The sequence below is a fragment of the Cyclobacterium lianum genome (assembly GCF_900143075.1).
In the GTDB taxonomy this organism is placed as follows: domain Bacteria; phylum Bacteroidota; class Bacteroidia; order Cytophagales; family Cyclobacteriaceae; genus Cyclobacterium; species Cyclobacterium lianum.
Window position 1 is genome coordinate 26,389 of the sequence record NZ_FRCY01000011.1, and the last position, 13,623, is coordinate 40,011.

At 47.9% G+C, this 13,623-nt stretch carries 10 protein-coding genes; 4 read left to right on the forward strand and 6 right to left on the reverse strand.

The genetic code is table 11. From position 1 onward, the window contains the following. The first annotated feature begins 18 nt into the window (after positions 1 to 18). Complete coding sequence (locus tag BUB19_RS16535; RefSeq protein WP_073095817.1) at positions 19 to 1,143, forward strand: DegT/DnrJ/EryC1/StrS family aminotransferase; 1,125 nt, start codon at positions 19 to 21, stop codon at positions 1,141 to 1,143. 108 nt (positions 1,144 to 1,251) lie between these two features. Continuing rightward, positions 1,252 to 1,533, forward strand: a complete 282-nt coding sequence (locus BUB19_RS16540) for a TIGR03643 family protein (protein WP_178371517.1) — start codon at positions 1,252 to 1,254, stop codon at positions 1,531 to 1,533. 31 nt (positions 1,534 to 1,564) lie between these two features. Here the strand turns inward: BUB19_RS16540 and pgi are convergent, their stop codons facing one another. Next, complete coding sequence (gene pgi, locus BUB19_RS16545; protein WP_073095819.1) at positions 1,565 to 3,211, reverse strand: glucose-6-phosphate isomerase; 1,647 nt, start codon at positions 3,209 to 3,211, stop codon at positions 1,565 to 1,567. Between the two features lie 526 nt (positions 3,212 to 3,737). Here pgi and BUB19_RS16555 point away from each other — a divergent pair. Both BUB19_RS16555 and BUB19_RS16560 read left to right on the forward strand, forming a co-directional pair. Further along, positions 3,738 to 5,843: a tetratricopeptide repeat-containing sensor histidine kinase gene (locus BUB19_RS16555; RefSeq protein ID WP_245802886.1), complete on the forward strand. Its 2,106-nt coding sequence runs from the start codon at positions 3,738 to 3,740 to the stop codon at positions 5,841 to 5,843. Positions 5,844 to 6,031: 188 nt separating this feature from the next. Beyond that, complete coding sequence (locus BUB19_RS16560) at positions 6,032 to 6,697, forward strand: MCP four helix bundle domain-containing protein (protein ID WP_073095825.1); 666 nt, start codon at positions 6,032 to 6,034, stop codon at positions 6,695 to 6,697. Between the two features lie 5 nt (positions 6,698 to 6,702). Here BUB19_RS16560 and BUB19_RS16565 read toward each other — a convergent pair whose 3' ends face one another. From BUB19_RS16565 to BUB19_RS16585, 5 genes are all read right to left on the reverse strand, one after another. Further along, entirely contained in the window at positions 6,703 to 8,181 is a 1,479-nt protein-coding gene (locus BUB19_RS16565) for a sodium:solute symporter family protein (RefSeq protein WP_073095827.1), read from the reverse strand. A 27-nt stretch (positions 8,182 to 8,208) separates the two neighbouring features. Beyond that, positions 8,209 to 9,123: a dihydrodipicolinate synthase family protein gene (locus BUB19_RS16570; RefSeq protein ID WP_245802880.1), complete on the reverse strand. Its 915-nt coding sequence runs from the start codon at positions 9,121 to 9,123 to the stop codon at positions 8,209 to 8,211. 87 nt (positions 9,124 to 9,210) lie between these two features. Then, a complete protein-coding gene (locus tag BUB19_RS16575; RefSeq protein WP_245802881.1) occupies positions 9,211 to 10,380 on the reverse strand; it encodes a sialidase family protein in 1,170 nt (389 codons plus the stop codon). A gap of 123 nt (positions 10,381 to 10,503) precedes the next feature. Then, entirely contained in the window at positions 10,504 to 12,099 is a 1,596-nt protein-coding gene (locus tag BUB19_RS16580; protein ID WP_073095831.1) for a fucose isomerase, read from the reverse strand. Positions 12,100 to 12,198: 99 nt separating this feature from the next. Further along, on the reverse strand, positions 12,199 to 13,386 hold the full coding sequence (locus BUB19_RS16585) for an FG-GAP repeat domain-containing protein (RefSeq protein ID WP_073095833.1): 1,188 nt from the start codon (positions 13,384 to 13,386) through the stop codon (positions 12,199 to 12,201). Positions 13,387 to 13,623: the final 237 nt, after the last annotated feature.

Consider the following 13,623-nt stretch of genomic DNA (forward strand, 5'->3'; position numbering starts at 1 on the left):
AACGCTTACAATCATCTAATGCCTGCCAAAAATTATATTCATTTTCTGGATCTGAAAGCGATAAACCGGCGGTTTGAACCCCTGCTCAGCCAGACCATACAGGAGGTGGTGCAAAGTGGCCGATACCTGAACGGTGAACAAACCGATGGTTTTGAAAAAGAATTCGCAGCATACATAGGAACCAAATATTGCATCGGACTGGGTAATGGTACCAATGCCCTGGAAGTCATCTTGCAGGGATACATAGAAATGGGGCTTCTTAAGAATGGCGATGAAGTACTGGTCCCTGCCAACACCTTTTTTGCTACCTTCCTTGCCGTTATCAACAGGGGATTGGTACCTGTACCTCTGGAGCCCTGCCTCTCTACTTTCCTGCCGAAGACAAGAACCCTGGCCCCTGCCATCAGCCCGAAAACCAAAGCCATGATAATGGTTCACCTATACGGACGTAACGCCTACCAGGAACAGATCCACAACCTTTTGAAGGCCAATGACATCCTGTTGATCGAAGACAATGCACAGGCGGTGGGCAGCCGGTACCTGGAGAAGAGAAGTGGAAGCCTGGGCGATGCAGCCGCCCATAGCTTTTACCCCTCCAAAAACCTCGGCGCCATGGGGGGCGCCGGAGCAATTACCACAGATAATGAGGAGCTGGCATCGATCTGCAGATCCCTGGCCAACTATGGAAGTCCCACCAGGTACTGGTACCACCATATAGGTACAAACTCCAAAATGGATGAAATTCAGGCCGCCGTATTGCGTGTAAAACTTCCTTTCCTGGATGAAGACAATGCAAAAAGAAACGATATGGCCATGCGCTACCTAAGCGAAATCCGGCATCCTGAAATAAGAATGCCTATGCCCCCTGAAGCGTCTCAGGCCTTCCATCATACCTGGCATTTATTTACGATCCTTTCCAGCAAAAGGCAAGCGCTGATTCAATATCTGGACAAATTCGGGATAGAAGCGGCCATACATTATCCTGTTCCTCCCCACCAGCAGCCGGTATACCAAAAGTCTTTCCCGAAAAAATCACTACCCCTCTCAGAAAGGATTCACCATGAAACACTCAGCCTGCCGCTGCATCCGGCATTGAAGGAGGAGGAACTGTCCTATATCATTGAACAGCTAAACCGCTGGTAAATCAGGCCCACCGATTGGGCATGGTATGTTTTGCAAGGATTCTTTCCGACTCGGATTGATCCTTTTCATCCCATTCAAACCATTCGGGAAGTTAAAAGTTTAAGGCATATGGCTTTACTAAAGAAGTTGACCGAACGAGAAATAGACAGGATAATTGAGATGGCCTGGGAAGACCGGACTACATTCGATGCCATCTTCCGCCAATTTGGAATGCCGGAAAAGGAAGTAATTAAATTGATGCGCAGGGAAATGAAAGAAAGTGCTTTTAAAAGGTGGCGAAAACGGGTGCAAAACCGGCAGACGAAACACCAAAAGAACCGACCCGGAGGAGAGCTATACCGGTTTAAATGCTCCAGACAGAAACCTATCAGTCTGAACAAAATCACCTGAGCTCATCACCGCCCCTGTGCGGATATTCAGATCAATCCTGCCGGAACTCTTTAAACGCATTGATCAGTCCATTGGTGGAGCTGTCATGTCCGGACACCTTTTCCGGAGCTTCCAGTTCCGGCAGAATGGTCTTGGCCAGCACCTTACCCAGTTCCACTCCCCACTGGTCAAAACTGTAAATATTCCAGATGGCACCCTGAACGAATATCTTGTGTTCATACATGGCAATCAGCGCTCCCAATGTGGAGGGATTGATCTTTTTCACCAGGATAGAATTGGTAGGTTTATTGCCTTCAAATACCCGGTGCGGAGCAATTTTATCAATGATTTCAGGAGACTTACCCTCTTTTCTCATTTCTTCTTTTACCATTTCCAGTGACTTGCCATTCATGAGGGCCTCAGTCTGTGCAAAGAAATTGGACATCAGTTTGACATGGTGATCACCTACCGGATTATGCGTCTGGGCCGGAGCGATAAAATCGCAGGGAACCAATTGGGTACCCTGATGAATCAATTGATAGAATGCATGTTGGCCATTGGTGCCGGGTTCGCCCCAAATCACCGGTCCGGTAGCATAGCTCACCCGATTGCCTTCCCGGTCAATGCACTTCCCATTGCTTTCCATATTCCCTTGCTGAAAATACGCCGGAAAACGGTGCATGTATTGGTCATAAGGCAGAATGGTTTCTGACGCAGCTCCCAGAAAATTGGTGTTCCAGATGCCTATGAGCGCAAGCAGGACGGGCAGATTCTTGTCAAATGGGGCCTCTCTGAAGTGGGTATCCATCGCATGGGCACCTTCCAGCAGCTTGCGAAAGTTATCGTAGCCTACCGCGCAGGCAATGGTAAGACCTATGGCAGACCATAGGGAGTACCTGCCCCCTACCCAGTCCCAGAATTCAAACATATTGTTCAGATCAATACCAAATTCCCGCACCGCATTGCCATTGGTAGACAGCGCCACAAAATGCTTGGCGACTTCGTTCTTGTCGTGTGCATTTTCCAGAAACCAATCTCTGGCCGTGTGGGCGTTGGTCATGGTTTCCTGGGTGGTAAATGTTTTTGAGGCAATAAAAAACAGGGTAGTTTCTGGATTCACCTGCTTCAGCACCTCAGTAATATGCGAACCATCCACGTTGGACACAAAGTAGGTTTTAAGATGAGGATGCTGGTAAGGTTTTAGCGCTTCAGTGACCATCACCGGTCCCAGATCACTCCCACCGATTCCTATGTTCACCAGCGACCTGATGGGTTTTCCGGTGTAACCTTTCCACACCCCCTTCGCTACCTTTTCTGAAAAAATCCGCATTTTTTCCAAGACCCTGTTTACCTCCGGCATCACATCCTTGCCATCTACGTATACCGGAGTGTTGGACCTGTTTCTCAGGGCGGTGTGTAAAACAGCCCGGTTTTCCGTACCGTTGATCAGCTTTCCTTCAAACATGGCACTGATTGCTGCTTTAAGTTCCGTCTGGTCTGCCAGATCTATAAGGGACCGGAAGATCTTCTCGTCAATCCTGTTTTTAGAGTAGTCCAGTAAAATATCCTTAAACCTTATATGGTATTTGTCAAACCGACCCGGGTCGGATTCAAATAAATTACTGATAGAGGTGGAAGTTTTGGAAGCTTCATCCAGCGCTTTCCATGCTGCAGTGCTGCTGGGGTTTATATTTTTCATTGCTTTACTTGTTCAAATTCGGGCCATAAAGCTAAAAATAAAAATACAAGCATCTAAACAACCATTTCATTTTGTCAGTAGGCGGAGGGAGATTTCCTATGGATCCTCCATACCCGCCGCACTAAACCGCTATTCTTTTTCCAATCTACTTCAGATCCGGAGATAAACGGATTCCACAGCAGTATACCTGGTGCCGGACCATCTGCAACGGAAATCGGCTAACGGAAAAGTATTTCCATTTTTATTTTTTTGTCCAATCAGGCTGCAGGTCAAATCAAAATGAATAAATTAGCCGATCCGAACACCTGTTGTTTAAAATTTATTCTTTTTTATATTTTATTAAGTGCTAAAAAAATTTCTGATCAAGGTTTAATTTTGCTATATTATTTAAATGATAGGTTTATGTTTTTGGCAGATATATATAATAGTGAAGAAACATTTAAAAATTTAAATATACTGTCAGAATTACATCATTTTTGTGATAAAAAATATTAGCGTAATTAAAAAATAACACAAAAACTTGAAAGTGTTTTTAGATTTCAGAAAGTTTTTTTCTGCTTCAGTGCTGTTGATTCTGGTGCTGATTTCTGGTTTTTCTCTTGCCCAAAGGGCTGAAATCGAATCGCTACTATCCCGGGTCCGGGATTTTGAAGATAAAGAAAATTTTTCTCCGGACAAGCCCTATATTGATGCGCTGAACAGACTGGGAGAATTATATTACAACCTGGACCCGGACAGCACCTTTCTGCTAGGCATGAAAAGTCTGCAGGCCAGTGAAAAAGCCGGCTATCAGGACGGTATCGTTGATGCCTACCGAAATATCGGCGCTTTCCACAACATACGGGGGCAATATGCGCAGGCGATGAATTATTTTGAAGAAGGCCTGAATCTGGCCGGGGAAAATCAATATTGGCTGGGCATGGCGAATATCTATAACAGCATGGGCCTGAACCATTATGACAGAGGCAATTATCAGGAGGCTGTGACTCTCTATTTAAAGGCCCTGGAAATCAAAGAAAAACACCTGTCTGAATACGAACAAAGTAAAACCTTAAGTAACCTCGGTCTGGTTTTTTCAGATATGGGTGACTTCGACCAAGCCCTGAACTTCCACAACCGGGCGCTTGACATCAGAAAAAGAGCAAACAACAAACTCGGTATGGCTTCCTCCCTGGCCAATATTGGCCTCATCTACAAGAAAAAGGGCAAATTGGACGAAGCGCTAGCCAGCTATACTACCACCCTCGAAATTGGTGAAACGATCGAAAACGGCCAACTGATCGCCGTGAGTCATTTCAACCTCGGCGATATCCTGCTGCAACAAGAGGACCTTGAAGGAGCCCTGTATCATTTTGAAGCGGCTCTGGAGCTGGACAGCAACGTGGACGATATCGCAGCGATCAGCAGTGACCTGCTGGGCATCGGTGAAGCACTGGTCAGGCAGGAAAACCTCTCTGAAGCAAAACGGTCGGTGCAGCGGAGCCTGGACCTCGCTCTGGAAAGTGACATCAAAACTAACCTGGAGAAAGGACACGACTTGCTTCACCAGATTTATGAAAAACAAGGAAACAACCGCGCTGCCTTATACCATTTCAAACAACACACTTCCTACAGGGACAGCCTCCGGAACCTGGAGTCTGAAAGACAAATCCGGGAAATGGCTGCAAAATATGAATTTGATAAAAAGGAAGCAGCTTTGCGGCAGGAGCAACGGGAAAAGGAACTGGAAAATGAGAAATTGATGGAGCGACGGCTTCGTATCGGCTTCAGTATTATACTGGTCATATTGCTGATCGCATTTTTTATTGCCTTAAAGTCTGTCAGGTACCAGACCAAAGCCAGGAATCTGCTGACCCGGCAGAAAGACAAACTGGAATCTTTAAACAAAAAAATCCTTCACCAGAAGAAAGAAACCGAACAGGTTGCCAGACAGTTGATAGAAGTCAATAAAACAAAGGACAAGCTGTTCAGCATCGTCGGCCATGATCTCAAAAGCCCTATCAATAGTTTAAAGGGGCTGATGCAATATGCCGTTGATGAAAAACTTAGCCAGGAAGAGTTTTTGCTGGTTTCTGCCCAATTGAGAAATGAAGTGGAGCATGTTCATTTTACGCTGATCAACCTGCTTCACTGGGCAAAAAACCAGATGAAAGGAATCGTCACAGAAGCCGAAAAGGTCTCTGTGAACAAAATCCTGCAGGAAAACATCAACCTGTATAAGCCAGTCTCCGAAATCAAACAGATTCAGGTCCTTGACCAACTGGATCCGGAGACCAACTGTCTCGCAGACAAAGAGCAGTGTAACCTGATCGTCAGGAACCTGCTCAACAACGCCCTGAAGTTTACCAACCGCGGCGGAGAAATAATTGTGAAAAGCCAGAAATCAGGAGATACTCACTGGGAAATTTCTATCCAGGACAATGGCATAGGCATGGATAGACAGACCCTTTCCAAACTTTTCCAGCCGGTCTTTAAAGGAAAACAGCGCTACGGCACCTCCGGCGAAAAAGGTACCGGACTTGGCCTGCAACTTAGCCGTGATTTTATCCTCAAAAACGGTGGAGACATCAAGGTATCCAGCGAACCCGGCAAAGGGAGTACCTTTACGTTTACTCTGCCTGCAGCCGGGTAATGGCCAAATAATATCCCGGAACCGGATTGGTAAATTGGTGAAAATTATCTTACTTTATAAAGCGGAAATGAAAGCGAATCTTTTCCTTTGTCAGAAACGTAAATCAGTTCCTGGGGAGCGTTTGCCAAAGAATGCGCTTGTGCCTTACCGGATTATTAGGGCGCTAATCGATTAAAAAAACAGAAAGGATGAACGACACAAAATTCAAAGCATTCAAAATTAAGATTGCCATTGCCCTCACATTGGTTTTGTTTTTGATTTTTGCAAAGAGTCTGGTTGATAAAAGCAATGTAGATGAATTGGAAGCTTCCTTTGTGACCGTATATGAGGACCGGCTGGTAGTACAGGACTACATTTTTCATATTTCAGAGCTACTTTTCCGCATGCGCTTGCTGGTTGCGAATACAGAATCACTTGACCAGTATCTTTCCATCCGGGGTCAGGTAATGGACTACCACGACCAGATATTAAACATCATCGCCGACTTCGAGCAAACCCATCTCACGGAAAAGGAGGCAGAATACCTGCAGGAATTTAAGAGCCTGGTACGGGACAAATTGGAAATCCAAAGCTATTTTACCGGACTGGAAGAGTCTGAAAGGAACTACCAAAGCAGTGTGGAAAAATTTAACAATGATTTTGAACGGGTGTTTTATGACCTCAGCGAACTTTCAAAAATACAGCTTCGGGAGGGAGAAAAACTCACCAACCTGAGCTACAGGATCAAAGCACGCTCAGATATCTGGCTGCAGTTTGAATATGCTGTTCTTTTTGTGCTGCTGATCATTATCAGCATGCTGATTTATTCCTCCAGGGGTATCAAGAAGAAAGAAAGCTTTTCCAATTCCAACTGAACTGCTTATTTTCGGTTGGCCCAGGCAGACAATAAAAAGCCTGTCAGGAAAATGACCAGGGTCCCAAAAACGATCGTCAGGTTGGCATGGAAGGTACTCCTGAAAGCAGCCCCCTCTTCAAATACCACCGGCGAAAGGCTCATCCATCCGATGACCAGAACACCTAGCAATACTCCTATGGCGGCATAACTACGCCGGATGTTTTTGCCAATAAATCCAAGCAGAAACAATCCAAGTATCCCTCCGCTGAATATGGCAGACAAGGCCCACCAGGCATCCAGTGCACTTTCTACCCCGTTAAACGCAATGGCCACGGTGATACTCAGCAATCCCATCACCAAAGAAGCAATGACCAGGATTTTCATCTCGGAACTCTCTTTGACTTCCGGTGTAATGTACTTCTTGTAGTGGTCTGTCAAAATGATGGTGGCGGAACTGTTGATGCTGGTAGAAATGGTACTCATGCCTGCGGCAAAAATGGATGCGATCAATAAACCTGTCATGCCGACAGGCAAACCACTGACGATGAAATAAGGAAACACCTTATCTGCCTGCTCCCCCTCCCGGTATGCCTCGGGCAATAATTCCGGCATGGCCTGGTAATAGGCAAATAAAGCCGTACCGATAAAGAAAAACAACAGGGAAACCGGCACGTATAGCAGGCTTCCCAGTAAGGTAGACTTCACCGCTTCGGCATCCGTCCTGGCGCTGAGATATCGCTGCACATAATTCTGATCTATACCAAAATTTTGAAGGTTGATAAACAAACCGTAAATGAGAATCACCCAGAATGTAGCTTCAGAAAGACTCAGTCCGAAGCTTCCCAGGCTAAACTTGTCGTGCGCTGCCGCAATGGTAAACACCTGTCCGGGACCTTCCGGCATGGAAAAAAAGATGATACCCAGGCAGGCCAGTGCGCCCGATATCAGGATGATCCCCTGTATTGCATCGGTCCAGATCACCGCTGCAAATCCGCCCATAATGGAATAAATCAACACGCTGATGCCCGTAACGATGATGATTACGGGAATGCTCCAGCCAAACATGACGTTCATGGGGAGGGCCAGCAGATACATGATGGCCCCCATCCTGGCCAGTTGTGTGAGCAGGTAACAGACCGATGCATAGGTACGTGCCCAGCCACCAAATCTGGTTTCCAGATAATAATAGGCAGATGGGCTCTTGATCCCCCTGTAAAGCGGAACAAAAAACCTGACGGCCAAAATGGCTGCTATGGGAATGGACAGGCTGAATACGAAGCCATTCCAGTTGGAGAGATAGGCATTTCCAGGCAGGGCCAGAAAACTGATACTGCTGACAAAGGTGGCAAATATAGACATCCCGATGGCCCAGGAGGGAAGCCTTCCCCCACCGGTGATAAAATCTGAGGAAGATCGCTTTTTGTAATAAAAAGAAGCCCCGAATATCACAATGGCCAACATGTAAACCAAAAAAACAATTAAATCAATAAGAGGTAATTCCATAGGTTAGGGTTTTCGGACCTGACTTTTTCAGGCATAGGTCTGGTATGCTTTCAATCCTTTTAATCTATTTTCTATTTGTTTCATGTTCTGCGCGTCAAAGGCTTCCAGAGGAGGGGAAAGGCGCCCGTTTCCCAATCCCAGGACTGCCATCGATGCTTTTAACCCCTTCAGGAAACTGGAGCCGTAGCTTCCCAAGGCATAGATCTCAGCCGCTATTTCCATCACCATTTGTTGCAGGCGGGCCACTTCCTGCAGGTTTCCCTGTGTAGCGGCGGTATAGAGGTCCACATACAGTCTTGGAAACATATTGGCTCCTCCACTGACGCCGCCATGTCCACCCATCAGCACGGCTGAGGCCATCATCTCCTCCGGACCTACCAGAAGGGTAAAATCAGGTCGATCCTTAAATGCATAGAGCATACCATTGAAATACACTGCATTACCCGAACTATCTTTTAAGCCCAGAATATTGGGGTGGGAGGAAAGCTCCAGAACGGCTGCCCCTGTGAGGCTGGTTTTGGTATGGGAAGGCATATTGTAAAGGTATAGCGGCAAGGGCAATTGGTCCGCCAGTCTGCCAAAGTAGGAGATCAGCTCTCTTTCACCCAATCCAAAATAATAGGGAGGGGCAGCTACCACAGCATCCGCACCTGCATCGGCGGCAACACGGGCCAGAGAAAGGCTCTCAGCCGGGGAGGTATCTGTGATCCCTACCAGTACAGGAATACGACCTGCCACCTGCCTGCAGGCAAATTCAATCAATTCCTTTCTCATCGGATAGGCGATATTGGTACACTCACCCGTTGTACCCAATACAAATAAACCATGTACTCCTCCATGCATTAAGTGATCAATGAGCTTGGTGGTACCCTGCAAATCAAGTGTATTGGCATCGCTGAGCAAGGTAGCCATGGGAGGAATAACTCCCTTCAGCGGATTCATCTTCAAATCAATTGGCATTTTTTAAAATACTTGTGTAATTAAAAATTTTACCGGTAAATAAGCATAAAATTCGTTTTCAGGCTCCTTCTATATATCGGAGGGATTGATCACCACGTATTTTACCGTTTCGCGGTCATAGGTATAAGAGATGTGCACCATGCCATCTTCACTCTGAATGATGGCCGGGTAGCTGTACCCTGCCTTATTGGGTTCATTTTCCAGCGTCATAAAGGGCTCCCAGGTTTTGCCATCTGCAGAAATGGCCAGATTGAGAATGTTTCGCCCATTGGGTTCCTCTCCCTCTTTGGTGCTGTGGTTATAGACCAGAAGATGCCGGCCATCCTGCAGGCTGACAGCATCGGTACCCGAATTGGGGTTGGGCAGGGATGTAGCCTGCATCTCCGACCAGGTCTGACCCTGGTCAGAAGACCAGCTTTCTGCGATCACACCCTGCCGGGTGCGGCACAGCACCTGCAAATCTCCATTATCGTGAATCAGAATACTTGGCTGAATGGCATCAAATGCTACCCCATCGTTGATGGGGCCCACCACCTGCCAGGTACGGCCCTGGTCTCTGCTGATTTCGAAATGAACTTTCCAAAAGGTTTCTCCATCCTGCTCAATTTCAATGCTGGAGGGTGCAATGATGGTACCATCTTCCAGCTGCACAGGCTTGTTTTTTACCGGTCCTATCAGTGCCCCGATTGCGGGATCTTCTCCAAGTTTTTGCGGTGCAGACCAGCTCTTGCCTCCATCTGTAGAAGTAATCAACATCCCCCACCACTCGCGGGGGTTAGGCCCGACTTTGTAAAACAGCATTAACGGCCCATCTGCCGGCTGAAACAAAACCGGATTCCAGCAGGGATAACGCAGGCTGTCATTTTGGACACCATTGACTACTTCCTCCGGTCGGGTCCATTTGCCATTTTCGAGGTGGCTGACCCGGATACCCACATCGGGGTTCCTCTCGTGTGTTCCGGCAAAGAAAGCAGCGACGATTCCGTTTGAGGTTTCCACCAGGGTGGATGCGTGTACCTGTGGGGTGGGGCGATTTTCCAATGGATAGATCAGTTCGGCCCGGACCAAAGCCCCTTCGCCGACCTCGGCTTTTGGAGGCAGCTCGGTTTTTTCTACCCTGTCAGCGGCTGTTTCCAGTCCATCATTTTCGGCCACCTTTTTTTCAGCCCCTCCACAGGAGCCAAAAAGCAGCAGCAGGGCAATGCCCAGTGTAGACAAATGTAATTTATTGGTCATCATGAATTTATTATTTATGCTTCAGCATTCAGCCTGGATTGGGTGTTCAGGAGCCCGGGCCAATTGACATTTATTCTATGGGGGGTTGATCACTGGATACGGGCATATAACTTGCCCACCCTGGTTTTAAATACCACATAAGGCAGTTTTGATACCCAGTTCATTCATCGCGGCGGCTTTGGCGTAACAAGCCTCCAGGCCCCTCTCCCGATCCGGTACATAGACCACCTGGATGTGATTGGCTTTGTGACGGGCCATCATTTGATCGCGGCTCACTCCTTCAAGTATTCCATGCATGATTGGCCACTGCGGGGTGGTCATTTCCCATCTTCTCTGCGTTTCTTCAGGGGGAAGGGACGCTACTTTCCCCAGGCCAAGGTCGCAGTGCAACTGATCATTCATGATATACACCCTGCTCCAGACAATGTGTCCCGGTCTACTCACCCCCTTCAGGCTACCTCCCCCCAGTCGAAAATACATGGGTGGCTGTCGCTCACTCCTCGCACCTGCATATCCGTCTGTGAAATGCGAGGGAGGGGCCGCCCCGGAAATCAGAAAAACCCAGACAAATACCTGCTTTCCATCTATGGTAAACTCCTCCCCGTACCTGAGGTCATGGAGGGTATTGTCACCGGTATAGCCCAGCTTTTCCCAGAGGCGATAAGTAATCAGGCTATCCAGGCCGGCGCATTCATCCACCTCATTGAAATGGGGCAGTGCTTTGCCGGAAAAGATTTCCCTGCCATCAGCGGTGAATGCCGGTGGCCGGTCGGTATTGTTCAGCAGGCCTTCGGCCAGGTCACTGGCTACGGCCAGATCCTTCAGGCCCTGCTGGTACTGTATTCCGATGGTATCGCAGCCAAAATCATCTGCCAGTCGGAGTGCAGCCAGATACATTTTACATTGTTCCAGGGATTGTTCTCTGGTAAGCTCGGATTCAGGATCACTACCCCATTGGAAAGTCATGCCCTTATCCAGCAGCCATTGCAGGACCCTTTCAGCCTCTGCGTCTTCCACTGTTCTCATGGCTGCATAAAGGGCCGACTGGCTAAGCCTTTCCTTGAAGATACCCGTAGGATGAAGCAGGTGATCCGGGATAATGGCATTAAACATGCCCATACAGCCTTCATCAAAAACCCCCATGATGGCTTTTTCTTTCTTAAATGTCCGGGAAAAACTCTCCCCTGCTTCCACCGCATTACCCGGCGCAGCATCGGGTTCAAAATCCCGCACATGGCTGAGATCATGGGTGACTCTGCCTGAACCCAACCATTCCTGCAGCCCCTGGAGAAAAAAATCATCTGAAAAATCCTTGCTCCAAAGCGTAGAATAGCTTACCCCTGCTTTGGTCAGAGAACCGTTGAGATTGAGCATTCCGACCAGGCCGGGCCATTGCCCATTCCAGTTGGCCAGGGTAAGTATGGGACCCTTGTGGGTGCATAGACCTGCCAATACATGGTGGGAGTATTGCCAAACGCTTTCTGCGACGATGAGTGGCTTATGGGGATCCAGGTCTCTGAACACCTGCATGCCCATTTTTTGGGAATCGATAAAGCCATGCCCTTTCTCCGCATCAAAAGGATGGGCCCGCCGGACCTTCACACCCAGACGATGCAGGACCTGCTGCAAGCCTTTTTCCATATCTGCCTGCGCCTGCCAACATGTTTGGTTGGCAGCTAACCTCAAATCACCACTGGCTACCAGGTAAACTTCTTTTATCATTCTTTCAAAATTTTGCGCTTCAAATGCTTTATTTTACTACTCGAAAAAAGCAGATTCGGGCCCATCTATCCGTCAAAAAAAACACCACCGGCCATTACCTTATTTCAACGGGTTTTCATACCAGATGACTCCCAATCCCCGTTTGCTACCATCGCCGGCAGTTTCTTCCGACGTCAGAATATCCAAATCGCCATCCTGATCCATGTCCAGCAAGGTAAGGAAATCATACTTTACTCCCTCCGGACCGCTTATATTCAACACCCTTTGGGTGGTAGCCTTAAAATCGAGGACTGCAATCAGCCCTGATTTTCCCAATGCACCTTCAAAGGAGGCCAGCAGATCCAATCTCCCATCCTGATCAATATCGGCAACGACTGCAGATTTACCTCTTGATCCGGTCCCGGGGGGGAAGGCCATCTGCTCCTCCTGCCATTTGCCTCCCTCTGCAGTAAAGTGAACCCAGCCATTTACCAGGTCCGGCACCACAATTGAAGGGGGCTTCTCATGGTGATATCCATGAATTCCCATAAACATGGGTTCTCCATGCTGTAAGCCGATAAAGTGATTTTGCCACTGGTTTTCTGCAAACTCCGGCCCCGGATTTTCCAGCCACCTGAGCCCTCTCAATGCACCATAGCGGTCTGTGATGAGCATATCTGTCAGTCCATCATGGTTCATGTCCACCAATTCAATCGACATGATCCAGCCCGCTGCGGAGATTTCCCGGTACTCCCAGGCAGACAAATCCCTGGCATCCTCCGGCGACGCCAGCCAGCCTATGGTTCCATTCGGATCTTTGGATCCCGCGATCAGGTCGACACCATTTTTCCCGTCCACATCCATTGCTCTTCCAAACATCCACTTTGTTTTTCCTACCGTAGCTGGAATATCAGCAGATTCCCAAGCCTCACTTTGATACAAAAGGCTGGAATCCTTTGGTGACCAGTGTACCTGTATCCTTTGGTATTTGCCCTCAGAAAGGGTAATCAGGTCCTGAAAACCATCTCCGTCCAGGTCCACAGCAAAAGCATCCTCCACATCAGGGGCTTTTACCTCCACAAATGGCCAGGGATCTCCTGGATCCTCCGGCTGAAAATATAGTCTGGCCACAGCACCTTCTTCCCAGCCTACCACCACATCCTGCTTTCCGTCTCCATCCACATCCGCCAACTTTGAACCATCCGAACCCAGTGAGCTATTGTCGATGGTATGCATGATCCAGGGGACCATCTTGTCAAAATCATTACTTTCCTGGGCAGGGCACAGCAAGGGTGCAAATGTTGACATCAGCAACAGAAGAAGTGCATGCCTTGTGAGAGACAAAGCAGTATTGCAACGGACAGGGAATAGGTCAGCCCTACAAATTCCCCTCCCTATGTCACAGCCATCAGACTTTTTTTTCATCCTATTCAATTTCTACCTGATAAAGAAATGAAACTCGGCCCCTTCGTGCCTAAATATGATGCAGGAAAGATCTTCCCTTTTTTGGATCACAACTGGTATTTACCCGGATAGGTGGATACT

What these genes read in the sequence shown, in the direction of transcription:
- BUB19_RS16535 (WP_073095817.1), top strand. Translation starts at nt 19, where the DNA reads ATGCCTGCCAAAAATTATATTCATTTTCTGGATCTGAAAGCGATAAAC.
- BUB19_RS16540 (WP_178371517.1), top strand. Translation starts at nt 1,252, where the DNA reads ATGGCTTTACTAAAGAAGTTGACCGAACGAGAAATAGACAGGATAATT.
- pgi (WP_073095819.1), bottom strand. Translation starts at nt 3,211, where the DNA reads ATGAAAAATATAAACCCCAGCAGCACTGCAGCATGGAAAGCGCTGGAT.
- BUB19_RS16560 (WP_073095825.1), top strand. Translation starts at nt 6,032, where the DNA reads ATGAACGACACAAAATTCAAAGCATTCAAAATTAAGATTGCCATTGCC.
- BUB19_RS16565 (WP_073095827.1), bottom strand. Translation starts at nt 8,181, where the DNA reads ATGGAATTACCTCTTATTGATTTAATTGTTTTTTTGGTTTACATGTTG.
- BUB19_RS16570 (WP_245802880.1), bottom strand. Translation starts at nt 9,123, where the DNA reads ATGAATCCGCTGAAGGGAGTTATTCCTCCCATGGCTACCTTGCTCAGC.
- BUB19_RS16575 (WP_245802881.1), bottom strand. Translation starts at nt 10,380, where the DNA reads ATGATGACCAATAAATTACATTTGTCTACACTGGGCATTGCCCTGCTG.
- BUB19_RS16580 (WP_073095831.1), bottom strand. Translation starts at nt 12,099, where the DNA reads ATGATAAAAGAAGTTTACCTGGTAGCCAGTGGTGATTTGAGGTTAGCT.
- BUB19_RS16585 (WP_073095833.1), bottom strand. Translation starts at nt 13,386, where the DNA reads ATGTCAACATTTGCACCCTTGCTGTGCCCTGCCCAGGAAAGTAATGAT.